The following is a 15,635-nucleotide window of genomic DNA, read 5'->3' on the forward strand; positions in this document are numbered from 1 at the left end:
TCAGGCCACTGACGGGACGCCTTTTTTGTTTGCGCCACATTTGCCGAGCACGGCCCGACTGCCCACAAGAGGCAAGCCCCACGCTCCCGGAGAACCTGATGAAAAAACTCAAACTGGTGATGATCGGCAATGGCATGGCCGGGGTCCGCACCCTGGAGGAACTGCTCAAGCTGAGCGACGAGCTCTACGACATCACGGTCTTCGGCGCCGAACCGCACACCAACTACAACCGCATCCTGTTGTCGCCGGTGCTGGCCGGCGAGCAGACCTTCGAAGAGATCGTGCTGAACGACCTGGACTGGTACCTGGAAAACGGCATCCAACTGCTCCTCAACCGCAAGGTGGTGGAAATCGACCGGGTCAAGCGCCGGGTGATCGCCGAAGACGGCACCGAAGCCGAATACGACCGCCTGCTGATCGCCACCGGCTCCACGCCGTTCATCCTGCCGATTCCCGGCAACACCTTGCAGGGCGTGATCGGCTACCGCGACATCGCCGACACCCAGGCGATGATCGACACTGCCAAGACCCACAAGCACGCCGTGGTCATCGGCGGCGGCCTGCTGGGGCTGGAGGCCGCCAACGGCCTGATGCTGCGCGGCATGCACGTCACCGTGGTGCACCTGGGCGAGTGGCTGCTGGAACGGCAACTGGACAAGACCAGCGGCCAGCTCCTGCAGACCGCCCTGGAGGCTCGCGGCCTGCACTTTCGCCTGTGCGAGCAGACCCAGGCCCTGCACGACGCCGGCAACGGCCGGGTCGGCTCCGTGCAGTTCAAGAACGGCGACATCATCCCCGCCGACCTGGTGGTGATGGCCGCCGGCATCCGCCCCAACACCGAACTGGCGGAAAAGGCCGGCATCCCGTGCAACCGCGGCATCCTGGTCAACGACACCCTGCAGACCTACGATCCGCGCATCTATGCCATCGGCGAGTGCGCCAGCCACCGCGGCATCGCCTACGGCCTGGTCGCGCCGCTGTTCGAACAGGCCAAGGTGTGCGCCAACCACCTGGCGCAACTGGGTTTTGCCCGCTATCAGGGTTCGGTCACGTCCACCAAACTGAAGGTCACCGGCATCGACCTGTTTTCCGCCGGCGACTTCATGGGCGGCGAAGGCACCGAGACCATCACCCTCTCCGACCCGATCGGCGGGGTGTACAAGAAACTGGTGATCAAGGATGACGTGCTGGTCGGGGCCTGTCTGTACGGCGATACGGCAGATGGCGGTTGGTATTTCCGGCAGATTCGTGAGAACCATGCCATCGGCGAGATCCGCGACCACCTGATGTTCGGCGAAAACGCCCTCGGCGACGTAGGACACCAAGGCCAGGACAAAGCCATGAGCATGGCCGACAACGCCGAAGTCTGCGGCTGCAACGGCGTGTGCAAAGGCACCATCGTCAAGGCGATCCAGGAACACGGGCTGTTCAGCGTCGACGAGGTGAAGAAGCACACCAAGGCCGCCAGTTCCTGTGGCTCCTGCGCCGGCCTAGTGGAGCAGATCCTGATCAACACCGTCGGCGGCGCGGCGGACGTCAAGCCGAAAAGCGAAAAGGCCATCTGCGGCTGCAGCGACCTCAACCACGGCCAGATCCGCCAGGCCATCCGCCAGGAGCACCTGCTGACCATCGCCGGCACCATGAGCTACCTCAACTGGCGCACCCCCAACGGCTGCGCCACCTGCCGCCCGGCCCTCAACTATTACCTGATCTCCACCTGGCCCGGCGAAGCCAAGGACGATCCGCAGTCGCGCCTGATCAACGAGCGGGCCCACGCCAACATCCAGAAGGACGGCACCTACTCGGTGGTGCCGCGGATGTGGGGCGGCGTGACCAACCCGTCGGAACTGCGCCGGATCGCCGACGTGGCCGACAAGTACAACGTGCCGATGGTCAAGGTCACCGGCGGCCAGCGCATCGACCTGCTGGGGATCAGGAAACAGGATCTGCCGGGGGTGTGGAAAGACCTCGACATGCCGTCCGGCCACGCCTACGGCAAGTCCATCCGCACCGTGAAGACCTGCGTCGGCAGCGAGTTCTGCCGCTTCGGCACCCAGAACTCGACGCAACTGGGCATCGACCTCGAACACGACCTGTTCAACATGTGGTCGCCGCACAAGGTGAAGCTGGCGGTCTCCGGCTGCCCGCGCAACTGTTCGGAAGCGGGGATCAAGGACGTCGGCATCATCGGCGTCGATTCCGGCTGGGAGATGTACATCGGCGGCAACGGCGGAATCAAGACCGAAGTCGCCGAGTTCTTCGTCAAGCTCAAGACCGCCGAGGAAGTGCGCGAATACAACGGCGCGTTCCTGCAGCTGTACCGGGAAGAGGCCTTCTACCTCGAACGCACCGTGCATTACCTGCAACGGGTCGGCATGGAGCACATCAAGAAGGCCGTGCTGGAGGATCCGGAACGCCGCAGGGCGTTGAACGAGCGCCTGCAGTTCTCCCTGTCGTTCGAACAGGATCCGTGGAAGGAACGCCTGGCGCAGCCGCAACTGAAGAAAGAATTCGACGTGATCCCCGTGAAAAACCTGGAGGTGCCGGCATGAACTGGCTCGATATCTGTGCCCTGGAAGAGATCAACGCCCTCGGTTCGCGGATCATCGCCGGGCCCAAAGGCGACATCGCGATCTTCCGCACCAGCGAGGATGACGTGTTCGCCCTTGACGACCGCTGCCCGCACAAGGGCGGGCCGCTGTCCCAAGGGTTGATCTACGGCAAGCGCGTGGCCTGCCCGCTGCACAACTGGCAGATCGACCTTGAGTCCGGCGAGGCCCTGGCCCCGGACGTCGGTTGCGCCCACCACCATCCGGCCCGGGTCGAGAACGGTCGGGTGCTGCTGGCCCTGCGGGACGCCGTCTGATGGACCGCCAGACGACCGCCTCGACCTGCTGCTACTGCGGGGTCGGCTGCGGCGTGCTGATCGAGCATGACGGCGAGCGGATCCTCGGCGTCAGCGGCGATCCGGCGCATCCGGCCAACTTCGGCAAGCTGTGCAGCAAGGGCTCGACCCTGCACCTGACCGGCGACCTTGCGGCCCGGGCGCTGCACCCGGAACTGCGCCTGGGCAAAGGCCTGGCGCGCAGCCGCTGCGACTGGGACACCGCGCTGGAACACGCCGCCAACGTGTTCGCCGACACCGTCGCCGAACACGGCCCCGACAGCGTGGCGTTCTACATCTCCGGGCAATTGCTCACCGAGGACTACTACGCCTTCAACAAACTGGCGCGAGCGCTGGTCGGCACCAACAACATCGACAGCAACTCGCGGCTGTGCATGTCGTCGGCGGTGGTGGGCTACAAGCGCAGCCTCGGCGCCGACGCGCCGCCGTGCAGCTATGAGGATCTGGAGCTGAGCGATTGCGTGATGATCGTCGGCAGCAACATGGCCTACGCCCACCCGGTGCTGTTTCGTCGCCTGGAAGACGCCAAATCCCGCCGCCCGCAGATGAAAGTCATCGTCATCGACCCCCGGCGCACCGACACCTGCGACCTGGCGGACCTGCATCTGGCGATCCTGCCGGGTACCGACGTCGCCTTGTTCCATGGGATTTTGCACCTGCTGGTGTGGGAAGACTGGATCGACCGGGACTTCATCCAGGCCCACACCGACGGCCTCGCCGAACTGAAAAGCCTGGTGCGCGACTACACCCCGGCGATGGTGTCGCAACTGTGCGGCATCAGCGTCGAGCAATTGCAGCAATGTGCTCAATGGATCGGCACGTCGCCCAGCTTCCTGTCGCTGTGGTGCATGGGTCTGAACCAATCCACCGCCGGCAGCGCCAAGAACAGCGCATTGATCAACCTGCACCTGGCCACCGGGCAGATCGGCCGTCCCGGTGCAGGCCCTTTCTCCCTGACCGGTCAGCCGAATGCCATGGGCGGGCGGGAAACCGGCAGCCTGTCCAACCTGCTGCCCGGCCACCGGGACGCGGCCAATGCGCAACACCGCGCCCAGGTCGCCGAATACTGGGGGGTGGAGCGCCTGCCGGACGCCCCCGGTCTGAGCGCCGTCGAACTGTTCGAGCAGGTGCGCAGCGGCAAGATCAAGGCGCTGTGGATCGCCTGCACCAACCCCGCACAGTCGATGCCCGACCAGAAAGCTGTCCGGGCGGCGCTGGAGGCGTGTCCGTTCGTGGTGTTGCAGGAAGCCTTTCGCACCACGGAAACCGCCGCCTTTGCCGACTTGCTGCTGCCGGCGGCCAGTTGGGGTGAGAAGGAAGGCTCGGTGACCAACTCCGAGCGGCGGATTTCCCACGTGCGCAAAGCCATTTCCGCACCCGGCGAAGCGCGTCCGGACTGGGCGATCACCGTGGATTTCGCACAACGCCTGGAGAAACGTCTGCGCCCCCGGCAACCGAGCCTGTTTGCCTTCGAGCAGCCGGCCCAGCTGTTCGACGAATACAAACAACTGACCCGTGGCCGCGACCTGGATCTGTCCGGCATCAGCCACGCGTTGATCGACCGGATCGGCCCGCAGCAATGGCCCTTCCCCACCGACGCCCGCCAGGGCACACCCCGACTGTACGAAGACGGCATTTTTCCTACCGCCAGCGGCCGGGCGCAGTTCGTGGCCGACCCGTACCGCGCCGCCAAGGAACAGCGCGACGCACGCTTCCCCCTGACCCTGATCACCGGGCGCCTGCGTGACCAATGGCACGGCATGAGCCGCACCGGCACCGCTGCGCAGCTGTTCGGCCATGTCGGCGAGGCCGTTCTGAGCCTGCACCCGGACGAACTGCGTCGGCACCGCCTGCAACCGGGGAGCCTGGTCAACCTGAAAAGCCGCCGGGGTGCGGTGATCGTCGCCGTCGAGAGCGACGACAGCGTGCGGCCCGGCCAGGCCTTTCTGCCGATGCACTGGGGCGACCGTTTCCTCAAGGGCGGCGTTAACAGCCTGACCCTGCCCGCCTTCGATCCCCTGTCCAAGCAGCCGGAACTCAAGCACAGCGGCGTACGCCTGGAACCGGTGGAACTGCCGTGGCAACTGTTCGCACTCATCGAAGGCGATGTACAGCGACATTTCGATGCGCTGCGCTCCCTTTGTGAGGCATTTTCCTACGCAAGTTTCAGCTTGATCGGACGTGAACGTCCGGCATTGCTGATCCGTGCCGCCAGTTCCGGCGCACCGGATCCACGCTTGCTGCGTGACATCGACGTGTGCCTGGCCCTGATCGAGGGCCCCGTGCTGGCCTATGACGACCCGCGCCGCGCCATCGGCAAACGGGTGCGCATCGAACACGGCCGGATCACCGCGATCCGCCTGGCCGGCGAGACGCTCGCTCAGCATTGGCTGCAGGGGCTGTGGTTGGAGGGCCGCACGGACGAACAGCTGCGCCGTTGGCTGCTGGCGCCGATGAGCGCGCCGCCGGGCAGCGCCCCAGCGCACGCCACGCAAGACAAGACCCTGTGCAACTGCAAGAACGTCAGCCACAGCGCGGTCTGCGCCGGCATCGATCAAGGGCTGGATCTGCCGGGGTTGAAAAAAGAGCTGGGCTGCGGCACGCAATGCGGCTCCTGCGTCCCTGAAATCAAGCGCCTGCTGGCTTCCCGCAGCCAGCCGGTCGCGGTCATCTGATGAGGAAAACACCATGAACGCAAAAGTCTGGCTGGTGGGTGCCGGCCCCGGCGACCCGGAACTGCTGACCCTCAAGGCCGTCCGCGCCCTGCGTGAAGCGGCCGTTGTGCTGATCGACGACCTGGTCAATCCGGCGGTGCTGGAGCATTGCCCCGCCGCGCGGGTCATCGCCGTGGGCAAGCGCGGCGGTTGCCGTTCCACGCCCCAGGCCTTCATCCACCGGCTGATGCTGCGCTACGCCCGCCAAGGCAAATGCACGGTGCGGCTCAAGGGCGGCGATCCGTGCATATTCGGGCGCGGCGGCGAGGAGGCGCAGTGGCTGCGTGAGCGCGGCGTCGAGGTGGAACTGGTCAATGGCATCACCGCCGGGCTGGCCGGGGCGACGCGCTGCGACATACCGCTGACGCTGCGCGGCGTGGCGCGGGGCGTGACGTTGGTCACGGCGCACACCCAGGACGACAGCCGACTGAACTGGCAGGCTCTGGCGCAGGGCGGGACGACCCTGGTGATCTACATGGGGGTGGCCAAACTCGGCGAGATTCGGGAACAGCTGCTGGCAGGCGGCATGGCGGCGGATACACCGGTGGCCATGATCGAGAACGCCTCCTTGGCGCAGCAGCGGGAATGCCGCAGCGATCTGGCGGCCATGGAGGAAGCGGCCCGGGCGTTCGGGCTGAAAAGCCCTGCGATCCTGGTGATTGGCGCGGTGGCCGGCCATTCGGCCCAACTCGTGTGGGAGCGCGGTTCGCCGGCAGCGGCGGCGCATCAGTCAGCCTGAGGCGCCCCGCCTCAGCAAATCGCAGGCAAAGAAAAGCCCGGCCTGAGCCGGGCTTTTCTCAAAGCGGCGAGCTAATTACTTAGCTTGGGCTTCAACCTGAGCTTCTACGCGACGGTTAACGGCGCGGCCAGCTTCGGTTTTGTTGTCAGCCACTGGGCGGGATTCGCCGTAGCCAACGGACTGAACGCGGTTAGCGCCAACGCCGTACTGGTTAACCAGAACTTGCTTAACGGCGTTTGCACGACGCTCGGACAGTTTTTGGTTGTAAGCGTCTGGGCCTACGGAGTCAGTGTGACCTTCAACGGTGGTGGTGGTCGAAGGGTACTGCTTCATGAAGTCAGCCAGGTTCTTGATGTCGCCGTAGCTGTTTGGCTTAACAACCGACTTGTCGAAGTCGAACTTCACGTCCAGCTCAACACGTACGACTTCAGCAACTGCTGGGCAGCCATCAGCGTCAACGGTTACGTTGGCTGGGGTGTCCGGGCACTTGTCGACGTTGTCGCAAACGCCGTCGTTGTCGCTGTCGGAGCAGACTTCAGCAGGAGCTGGAACCGGAGCGGCTGCTGGCTTGGAGCCGCCACCGAAGTTCACGCCGATACCGATGCTTGGAGCCCACTCGGTGTCGCCTTTGTCGATGTTGTACTGAGCTTCAACGCCGGCACGGGCGTAGAAGTTGTCAGTGAAGTACAGCTTGGCGCCGCCGCCAACGTTGGCGAAGGTGGAGCGGTCACGACCGCCGGTGCCGTTCTGACCGATGCTCTGGTCGGAGAAGCCAGCCGATACGTACGGACGCAGCATGTCGCCCGGGTTGTTGAAGTGGTACAGAGCGTCCAGGGCGGTGTTTGCGCCCTTGATGTTACGACCGTCGTCGGAACGCACGTTGTGCACTTCGTCGTAGGCCAGACGCAGCTCAACGTCGTCGGTCAGGAAGTAACCAACGGAACCGCCGAACAGGTTGCCGTTGTTCTTGTAGTCACGAGCGCTGTCGAATTGCTCTTTCTTTGCGAAGCCTTCGATTTCAACTGCGCCTTGGCCTTGTGCCAGAGCGCCGAACGAAGTGGCGGCAATCAAAGAACCAATGGCCAAGCCCAAGGTGTTTTTCAGTTTCATCCGTTAAATCCCCATCTGGTGATTGTGAAGCAGTCCCGCAAACCGGGGGACAACTCGGCGGCAAGTCTATCAGAACTTGCCTACACGTAAGAGATATTTGCGCCGAACTAAGTTTCAGCAATGCCTGCAAATTTCTCACGCAATTTATCAAGAGCGCGCTTGTACCGCATTTTGGTCGCGCTCAGGCCCATGTGCATGATGTCTGCGATCTCCTGAAACTCCAGCTCTGCGACAAATCGTAGCACCAGGATTTCACGGTCGATCGGGTTCACATACACCAGCCAGCGATCCAGTCCACCCTTCTCCTCGGGTTTCGGCGCCTTCTCTTCCGACGCTTCTTCGAGGGGGTCAAGACTCAGTGCGTCCATCAAGCGACGCTTTCGCCGTTCCTTGCGATACTGCGTGATGCATTCGTTGTAGGTGATGCTGTATAGCCATGTCTTGAACTTCGACTTGCCCTCGAAATTCTTCAGGCCGTACAGCACCTTGAGCATCACTTCCTGACAGACATCGTCTGCGTCGCGATCGTTCCCGAGATACCGCGCACAAACGTTAAATAATGTCCGCTGGTAACGCCGCATCAGTTCTTCATACGCGCGCGTCACGTGAAACAGCTCGGTGTGCGAGCGCGCGACCAACTCCTCGTCAGAGAGCTCGCGGGGGTCGTAGCGCGTGGATAGCGTTTGGGCTTTATTCAAAACAGGTCGGGCCGACAGTCAGGTCAATGTCCACCGCCGCCAGCGACGGCTGGCATTTTGCGGCGGCATACATTAGCAGGGTTTGCCGGGTTAGCGGCTACTCACATGCTGCTCCAAAAGGATCCGATTGGAGAGAGAGACTAGCTCACCCTCATCGGTCAGCAATGTGGTTTTAACCGTGCCGATCTCCTCGATCTGCCCTTCGACCTCGCCAACACGCACTTGTTGCCCTACCTGATACAACTCACGCACATAGATGCCCGCCAGGATCTGACCGGCGATTTCCCGGCTTCCCAGGCCCATGGCCAGCGCAACCGCCAGACCAACGGTAATCAATACGATGACGATCACATGGTTCAGCAGGTCGGTCTTGACCTCAAGCTGGCTGATCGCGACCGAGATGCTGATGATGATCACCAGCCCCTGTGCGATGCGTCCAAGTCCTGAAGCGTAGTCCAGACCGACGCCTTCCGCCGCCCCGCGCACCAATCCGTTGGCCAGTTGGGCCAAGAGGACGCCGACGAGCAGCACCAGCGCTGCACCGAACACCTTCGGCACATACAGCGCCAGCATGTCCAGCGTAGCCGAAACCCGCTCAAGGCCAAGGGATTCTGCCGCAGAAACCAGGAAAATCAGCAGGACGAACCAATACACGATCTTGCCGATCAGGGTAGAGATCGGCACTTGCAGCCCCGCGCGGGACATCAGCTTGGTCAGGCCGGTGCCGGCCATCAGGCGATCCAGGCCCAGTTTGGCCAGCAATTTGGACAGCAAGGTGTCCAGCAGCTTGGCCACTACGAAACCGAGCAGCAGCACGACCAGCGCGCCGAACAGGTTCGGGATGAAGTTGGCGACTTTTGTCCACAACGCAGTCATTGCAGTGACGAGGCTCTGGGTCCAGAGGTCAAGTTCCATATTCAATCAGCCTTATCAGCGGTGCGGGCGGTGGGTTTACGAAGACGGGAGACCGGCGCGACATGGGCCGAGCCGTTGTTCAGGGCGATCATCAGCGCGGGCAGCCAGCGGCCCAGCAGGCTGAACAGGTCGCCGGCGCCGACCTGGCGGTTGGCGGTTTTGAGCACGCGGCCAAGGCAGGCGTCGTCGTCACGGCTGGACGGCGAGGCGTTGAGCATGTCGCGCAAAGACTGTTCAAACGGATCGTGCATACGCACCTCTCGTGATGTCTGTGAAAGACGCGGGCAAATTTGGTCGGGTCACATGCGCCATGTTCACACCCAGCGCAAACGGCGGAACAGCCACCACTGCCCGAGCGCCACGGCGACCACGGTCAGGCAGGCGATCAGGAAGCCGTAGGGGCTGGTGGAGAACGGAATCCCGCCGACGTTGATCCCCAACAGGCCGGTGAGGAAACTCATCGGCAGGAAGATCCCGGTGATGATGCCGAAGCGGTACATGGTGCGGTTCATCCGCACGCTCAGGCGCCGGTCTTCGGCCTCCAGCACAAGCCCCACGCGCTCTCGGGTCAATTCGAGCTCTTCGAGGTAGCGGGTCAGGCTGTTGTTCAGTTCGTTCCAGTAATCGCCGTCGTCATCGACGAACCATGGCAGCCTTATCCGGGACAACTGTCCGAAAATATCCCGCTGCGGGGCCAGAAAACGCTTCAGTCCCGCCGCGCGTCGACGGATGTGCAGATTGGCGCCATGCTCGGGGGTATACCGTTCGTCGGCATCCAGCTTTTCTTCCTCGTCATCGACCATTTCCGAGAGGCAGGTGACCAGATCCTGCACCTTGTTGGTGAGGTACTGCGCCAGGTAGAGGATGAGCTCGGAAGACGTTTTCGGCCCCTTGCCTTCCGCCAACTGCGCCAGCAGTTCATCGGTGGCGCGCAACGGACGCAGGCGCAGGGAGATCACCCGCTGGGCCGACGCGAAGATACGCACCGACACCATGTCCTCGGGTTCGGCCCCCGGGTTGAGGTTGACCCCGCGCAGGAACAGCAGCAATTCGGAATCCGCCAGCGGCAGCAGGCGGGGCCGGGTGTTCTCTTCCAGCAGCAGGTCGCAGGCGAATTCGTTGAGTCCGCTGGACTTGCGCAGCCAGGTCTGGGTCTGCGGATGGCTGCGGTCCCAGTGCAGCCATAGGCTTTCATGGGCCTGCAGCTGCAGGTCGTCCAGGTCCGTCCGGGCTATCGAACGCGCACCGCCCTTGCCGTCCAGCACCAGGGCATGCACCAGCCCCCACTGCGCGTTGTCTTCCTCGAACATCCTCACCCCTGTGCGTACGGCGACTTATTCCGGCATCTTCAGCGGGCTCGGCGAGATGATCACGCCGTTGTTGTCCGCATAGATGTACTGGCCCGGATGGAACGTGACGCCGGCGAAGGTCACCGCGACGTTGAGGTCGCCGATGCCGCGCTTGTCGGTCTTCATCGGGTGGCTGGCGAGCGCCTGGACACCCAGGTCGGTCTGGGCGATGACGTCGACGTCACGGATGCAGCCGTAGATCACCAGCCCTTCCCAACCGTTCTTTGACGCCTTCTCGGCCAGCATGTCGCCCAGCAGCGCGCGGCGCAGGGAACCGCCGCCATCGACCACCAGCACCTTGCCGTTGCCCTTGAGCTCGACCTGCTCCTTGACCAGCGAGTTGTCTTCGAAGCACTTGATGGTCACGATTTCGCCGCCGAACGAATCGCGGCCGCCGAAATTGCTGAACATCGGCTCCAGCACCTGCACCAGCTCCGGGTAGGCGTCGCACAGGTCAGGGGTGAGGTAATGGATCATCGAAAAACTCCTGTAAAGAGGAAAACGATCAGGGATGCCGCATGCTGTTGAAACGAGTTCCGGTGGCCGCCGTTTACCTTGGCTTGCGCCATGGTCGCCGACCGAACCTGAACAAACGCTGAAACGTAATAGCTAAACAGTCACCATTTGTGACCAGAACCACGCAATGCGTCATATCTTAGCCGCAAGCGGCCCTGAACGAAATGCCCTTGTCAGAGCCTTGCGCTCATACCGCCGCAGCCAGATCCGGTTTCTCGCCCAGCAACGGCGTCTGCTGATCCGCCAGCCAACGCGCCACCAACGGCCACACGTCGGCCTGCGCGGCTTTGCTCACCAGCATCTCGACATGGCCGAAATTCTCGCTGAAGCCCTGCTCGCGCCCCAGATTGATGAATTGCTTGGTTTCGGAACCGATCTGCTCGTACAGCTTGCGGCAGGCCCACGCCGGATCCTGATGGTCCCCCGCCGCGCTCACCGCCAACACCGGCACCTTCACGTCGGCAAGGCCGGCCCACCAGTCCTTGTCCTTGTCGCCGAAACGCCCGAACAGGCCGTACCAGCGCATGCTTTCCAGGGCCAGGCCGATCGGCTCGTCCTCCGGGCCGCGCTTGAGCCGCGAGCCGGACAGCTGGGCAAAGCGCTTGAGGATGAAGCGCCCGCTCCACTCCACCGGCGGAATCTTCAGCGGCCAGTAGGTGCGGCTGACCTGGGTGCCGAAGAACGCCGCCGACGCCACCGCCGGCTCGCCGAGGTACTCGCCGCCCAGCGCCGCCGCCAGGGTGATGCCGCCCAGGGAGTGGCCGATCCAGTGCGGGACCTGCCCGCTCTGCTCACGCACGAACGCGGCGATGGCCGGCAGGTCGTAGCGGGCGTAGTCGGCGACGCGGTTACGGCGGTACTCCTCGTTGCGCCGGGACAGGCCATGGCCGCGCATCTCCGGGATCCACACGTCGAAGCCCAGGCGCGTCAGGTAGGCGCCCAGCCCCAGCCCCTTGGGAGAGAACCAGAACCGCCGGTTGGAAAAGCTGCCGTGCAGCAGGATCACCGGCACGCCGCGCGCGGCCGGTTCGTCGGCCATGCCCAGGCGGGTGACGGCCAGTTCGACGGTCGAGTCCGGGCTGTTGCCCGGTTTCAGCCGGTAGATGTCTTCGCTCAGATCGCCGCGCCGCTCGGCGCTGATCAGGGCGACGGGAAACAGGTTGCTGCTGCTTTGCATAATGCTCTTGCACAAAAAAGGGCGGCATCCGAAGGCGCTCGCCCTGTTTCAATCACTGAAAGACCGCCCCCCGGAGGGAGCGGTCCGTTCACATCGTTATCAAGCCTGGCCTTCGGCGAGGAAGAACCAGGTTTCCAGCACGGTGTCCGGGTTCAGCGACACGCTTTCGATGCCCTGCTCCATCAGCCACTTGGCCAGGTCCGGGTGGTCCGACGGGCCCTGACCGCAGATGCCGATGTACTTGCCGGCCTTGTTGCATGCGGCGATGGCGTTGGCCAGCAGCTTCTTGACCGCCGGGTTACGCTCGTCGAACAGGTGGGCGATGATGCCCGAGTCCCGGTCCAGGCCCAGGGTGAGCTGGGTCAGGTCGTTGGAACCGATCGAGAAGCCGTCGAAGAATTCGAGGAACTCTTCGGCCAGGATGGCGTTGGACGGCAGCTCGCACATCATGATCACGCGCAGGCCGTTGTCGCCGCGGGCCAGACCGTTTTCGGCCAACAGCTCGACGACTTGAGAGGCTTCGCCCAGGGTGCGCACGAACGGCACCATGATCTCGACGTTGGTCAGGCCCATCTCGTTGCGCACACGCTTGAGCGCACGGCACTCGAGCTCGAAGCAGTCGCGGAACGATTCGCTGATGTAGCGCGAGGCGCCGCGGAAGCCCAGCATCGGGTTCTCTTCTTCCGGCTCGTACAGCTTGCCGCCGATCAGGTTGGCGTATTCGTTGGACTTGAAGTCCGACAGACGCACGATGACCTTCTTCGGGTAGAACGCCGCGGCCAGGGTGCTGATGCCCTCGACCAGTTTCTCGACGTAGAAGCCGACCGGGTCGCTGTAGCCGGCGATGCGCTTGTCGACGCTTTCCTTGATGTCCTGCGGCAGGCCGTCGTAGTTCAGCAGCGCCTTGGGGTGCACGCCGATCATGCGGTTGATGATGAACTCCAGGCGGGCCAGGCCCACGCCGGCGTTCGGCAGCTGCGCGAAGTCGAAGGCGCGGTCCGGGTTGCCGACGTTCATCATGATCTTGAACGGCAGCTCCGGCATGGCGTCCACGGAGTTCTTCTTGACGTCGAAGCCCAGCTCGCCTTCGAAGATGTAGCCGGTGTCGCCTTCGGCGCAGGACACGGTCACGCCCTGGCCGTCCTTGAGCAGCTGGGTGGCGTTGCCGCAGCCCACCACCGCCGGAATGCCCAGCTCACGGGCGATGATCGCCGCGTGGCAGGTACGGCCGCCACGGTTGGTGACGATGGCGCTGGCGCGCTTCATGACCGGTTCCCAGTCCGGGTCGGTCATGTCGGAGACCAGCACGTCGCCGACCTGAACCTTGTCCATCTCGGACACGTCCTTGATGATCCGCACCTTGCCGGCGCCGATGCGCTGGCCGATGGCGCGGCCTTCCACCAGCACGGTGCCGGTTTCCTTGAGCAGGTAACGTTCCATGACGTTGGCCTGGGTGCGGCTCTTCACGGTTTCCGGACGGGCCTGCACGATGTACAGCTTGCCGTCGTCACCGTCCTTGGCCCACTCGATGTCCATCGGGCAGCCGTAGTGCTTCTCGATGATCATCGCCTGCTTGGCCAGTTCGCTGACTTCGGCGTCGGTCAGGCAGAAACGCGCGCGGTCGGCCTTGTCGACATCGACGGTCTTGACCGAACGACCGGCCTTGGCCTCGTCGCCGTAGATCATCTTGATCGCCTTGCTGCCCAGGTTGCGGCGCAGGATCGCCGGACGGCCGGCCGAGAGCGTGCCCTTGTGGACGTAGAACTCGTCCGGGTTCACCGCGCCCTGCACGACGGTTTCGCCCAGGCCGTAGGCGCCGGTGATGAACACCACGTCACGGAAACCGGATTCGGTGTCGAGGGTGAACATCACACCGGCGGTGCCGGTCTCCGAACGCACCATGCGCTGCACGCCGGCCGACAGGGCGACCAGTTTGTGGTCGAAGCCCTGGTGCACGCGGTAGGAGATCGCACGGTCGTTGAACAGCGAAGCGAACACCTCTTTGGCGGCGCGGATCACGTTGTCCACGCCACGGATGTTCAGGAAGGTTTCCTGCTGGCCGGCGAAGGAAGCGTCCGGCAGGTCTTCGGCGGTGGCGGAGGAACGCACGGCCACGGCCACGTCAGGGTTGCCGGCCGACAGCGCGGCGAACGCGGTGCGGATTTCGGCGTTCAGCTTTTCGGGGAATTCGGCTTCCATGATCCATTGGCGGATCTGGGCGCCGGTCTTGGCCAGCGCATTGACGTCGTCGACGTCGAGCGCGTCGAGGGCTTCGTGGATCCGGTCGTTCAGACCGCTCAGTTCCAGGAAATCGCGATAGGCCTGGGCGGTGGTGGCGAAGCCGCCGGGAACGGAAACGCCGGCGCCTGCCAGGTTGCTGATCATCTCGCCCAGGGATGCGTTCTTGCCCCCCACATGCTCAACATCGTGTTTGCCGAGCTTATCGAGGGAAACTACGTACTCTACCAAGGTGATCTCTCCACTAACTGTGTTGGAAAAGCTCAGAAACCGGCGGCTCGGGGGAGCGTCGGCCGGCTGTATGGCCTGGACCTGGAAAATAAGTGAGAATGCGGGCCGATGGCGGCCGGCAAACCGCGCCTATCATATCCAAGAATCAAGCGTCCTGTGTGGCGAATGACGCAGGACACTCACTTAAGGTCCAGGGTGCACATGAAACGATCCGCTTTCTTCATCTCCGATGGCACCGGCATCACCGCCGAAACCCTGGGTCAAAGCCTTCTGGCGCAGTTCGAGAACATTACCTTCAGCAAACTCACGCGGCCCTACATCGACACCGTCGAAAAGGCGCGGGCCATGGTACAGCAAATCAACAAGGCCGCCGAAGCGGACGGCCTGCGGCCGATCATCTTCGACACCATCGTCAACCAGGACATCCGTGAGATCCTGGCCACGTCCAATGGTTTCATGATCGACATCTTCTCGACCTTCCTGGCGCCGCTCGAACAGGAACTGACCGAGCACTCCTCCTACACTGTCGGCAAGTCCCACTCCATCGGCCACAACTCCAACTACATGGAGCGCATCGAGGCGGTGAACTTCGCCCTGGACAACGACGACGGCGCCCGCACGCATTATTACGACAAGGCGGACCTGATCCTAGTGGGCGTGTCGCGCTGCGGCAAGACGCCGACGTGTCTGTACATGGCCATGCAGTTCGGCATCCGCGCCGCCAACTATCCGCTGACCGAAGACGACATGGAGCGCCTGCAGTTGCCGGCCGCCCTGCGCGCCCACCAGCACAAGCTGTTCGGCCTGACCATCGACCCGGACCGCCTCACCGCGATCCGCAACGAACGCAAGCCCAACAGCCGCTATTCGAGCTACGCCCAGTGCGAGTTCGAAGTGCGCGAAGTGGAGAACCTGTTCCGCCGCGAGAACATCCCGCACATCAACTCCACGCATTTTTCGGTGGAAGAGATCTCGGCCAAGATCCTGGTGGAGAAAGGCGTCGAGCGGCGCTTCAAGTAGTACTGCGGCGCCCGCACCGGCGC

Annotated in this window: 13 protein-coding genes; 5 read left to right on the top strand and 8 right to left on the bottom strand. The window is 63.5% G+C overall.

The window, feature by feature from the left end:
• The first annotated feature begins 98 nt into the window (after positions 1–98).
• Genes nirB through cobA form a run of 4 tightly spaced genes read left to right on the top strand, consistent with a single transcriptional unit; the run spans position 99 to position 6,358 of the window.
• A complete protein-coding gene (nirB, locus tag CAG33_RS10090) occupies positions 99–2,552 on the top strand; it encodes a nitrite reductase large subunit NirB (RefSeq protein WP_085577596.1) in 2,454 nt (817 codons plus the stop codon).
• The gene (gene nirD, locus CAG33_RS10095; RefSeq protein ID WP_085638222.1) at positions 2,549–2,866 is read left to right on the top strand and encodes a nitrite reductase small subunit NirD; all 318 of its coding nucleotides are present in this window, start codon (positions 2,549–2,551) and stop codon (positions 2,864–2,866) included. Before nirB ends, nirD begins: the two co-directional genes overlap by 4 nt.
• Positions 2,866–5,580 carry a nitrate reductase gene (locus CAG33_RS10100; protein ID WP_085638225.1) on the top strand — a complete coding sequence of 905 codons (2,715 nt, stop codon included), beginning with the start codon at positions 2,866–2,868 and terminating at the stop codon, positions 5,578–5,580. Before nirD ends, CAG33_RS10100 begins: the two co-directional genes overlap by 1 nt.
• A 13-nt stretch (positions 5,581–5,593) precedes the next feature.
• Entirely contained in the window at positions 5,594–6,358 is a 765-nt protein-coding gene (gene cobA, locus CAG33_RS10105; RefSeq protein ID WP_085577599.1) for a uroporphyrinogen-III C-methyltransferase, read from the top strand.
• 75 nt (positions 6,359–6,433) lie between these two features.
• Here the strand turns inward: cobA and CAG33_RS10110 are convergent, their stop codons facing one another.
• From CAG33_RS10110 to ppsA, 8 genes are all read right to left on the bottom strand, one after another.
• Entirely contained in the window at positions 6,434–7,468 is a 1,035-nt protein-coding gene (locus tag CAG33_RS10110) for an OmpA family protein (RefSeq protein WP_085577600.1), read from the bottom strand.
• A 107-nt stretch (positions 7,469–7,575) separates the two neighbouring features.
• On the bottom strand, positions 7,576–8,166 hold the full coding sequence (gene sigX / locus CAG33_RS10115; protein ID WP_011333251.1) for an RNA polymerase sigma factor SigX: 591 nt from the start codon (positions 8,164–8,166) through the stop codon (positions 7,576–7,578).
• Between the two features lie 90 nt (positions 8,167–8,256).
• Positions 8,257–9,081, bottom strand: a complete 825-nt coding sequence (locus CAG33_RS10120) for a mechanosensitive ion channel domain-containing protein (RefSeq protein ID WP_085577601.1) — start codon at positions 9,079–9,081, stop codon at positions 8,257–8,259.
• Positions 9,082–9,083: 2 nt separating this feature from the next.
• Complete coding sequence (locus tag CAG33_RS10125) at positions 9,084–9,332, bottom strand: hypothetical protein (RefSeq protein ID WP_007951986.1); 249 nt, start codon at positions 9,330–9,332, stop codon at positions 9,084–9,086.
• A 63-nt stretch (positions 9,333–9,395) separates the two neighbouring features.
• Entirely contained in the window at positions 9,396–10,391 is a 996-nt protein-coding gene (locus CAG33_RS10130) for a zinc transporter ZntB (RefSeq protein ID WP_085577602.1), read from the bottom strand.
• Positions 10,392–10,415: 24 nt separating this feature from the next.
• Entirely contained in the window at positions 10,416–10,904 is a 489-nt protein-coding gene (gene rraA, locus CAG33_RS10135; RefSeq protein ID WP_170929976.1) for a ribonuclease E activity regulator RraA, read from the bottom strand.
• A 229-nt stretch (positions 10,905–11,133) separates the two neighbouring features.
• Positions 11,134–12,123: an alpha/beta fold hydrolase gene (locus CAG33_RS10140; RefSeq protein ID WP_085638228.1), complete on the bottom strand. Its 990-nt coding sequence runs from the start codon at positions 12,121–12,123 to the stop codon at positions 11,134–11,136.
• 99 nt (positions 12,124–12,222) lie between these two features.
• A complete protein-coding gene (gene ppsA / locus CAG33_RS10145) occupies positions 12,223–14,592 on the bottom strand; it encodes a phosphoenolpyruvate synthase (RefSeq protein ID WP_085577605.1) in 2,370 nt (789 codons plus the stop codon).
• Between the two features lie 201 nt (positions 14,593–14,793).
• Here ppsA and CAG33_RS10150 point away from each other — a divergent pair, with 201 nt between their 5' ends.
• The gene (locus CAG33_RS10150; protein ID WP_085577606.1) at positions 14,794–15,612 is read left to right on the top strand and encodes a pyruvate, water dikinase regulatory protein; all 819 of its coding nucleotides are present in this window, start codon (positions 14,794–14,796) and stop codon (positions 15,610–15,612) included.
• Positions 15,613–15,635 lie beyond the last annotated feature (23 nt).

Origin of the sequence: Pseudomonas sp. B3(2017) (assembly GCF_002113595.1) — a bacterium.
Taxonomy (GTDB): domain Bacteria; phylum Pseudomonadota; class Gammaproteobacteria; order Pseudomonadales; family Pseudomonadaceae; genus Aquipseudomonas; species Aquipseudomonas ekonensis.

Coding starts and splice junctions, on each gene's coding strand:
- nirB (WP_085577596.1), top strand. CDS start 99: ATGAAAAAACTCAAACTGGTGATGATCGGCAATGGCATGGCCGGGGTC.
- CAG33_RS10100 (WP_085638225.1), top strand. CDS start 2,866: ATGGACCGCCAGACGACCGCCTCGACCTGCTGCTACTGCGGGGTCGGC.
- nirD (WP_085638222.1), top strand. CDS start 2,549: ATGAACTGGCTCGATATCTGTGCCCTGGAAGAGATCAACGCCCTCGGT.
- cobA (WP_085577599.1), top strand. CDS start 5,594: ATGAACGCAAAAGTCTGGCTGGTGGGTGCCGGCCCCGGCGACCCGGAA.
- CAG33_RS10125 (WP_007951986.1), bottom strand. CDS start 9,332: ATGCACGATCCGTTTGAACAGTCTTTGCGCGACATGCTCAACGCCTCG.
- CAG33_RS10150 (WP_085577606.1), top strand. CDS start 14,794: ATGAAACGATCCGCTTTCTTCATCTCCGATGGCACCGGCATCACCGCC.
- CAG33_RS10130 (WP_085577602.1), bottom strand. CDS start 10,391: ATGTTCGAGGAAGACAACGCGCAGTGGGGGCTGGTGCATGCCCTGGTG.
- CAG33_RS10110 (WP_085577600.1), bottom strand. CDS start 7,468: ATGAAACTGAAAAACACCTTGGGCTTGGCCATTGGTTCTTTGATTGCC.
- CAG33_RS10140 (WP_085638228.1), bottom strand. CDS start 12,123: ATGCAAAGCAGCAGCAACCTGTTTCCCGTCGCCCTGATCAGCGCCGAG.
- CAG33_RS10120 (WP_085577601.1), bottom strand. CDS start 9,081: ATGGAACTTGACCTCTGGACCCAGAGCCTCGTCACTGCAATGACTGCG.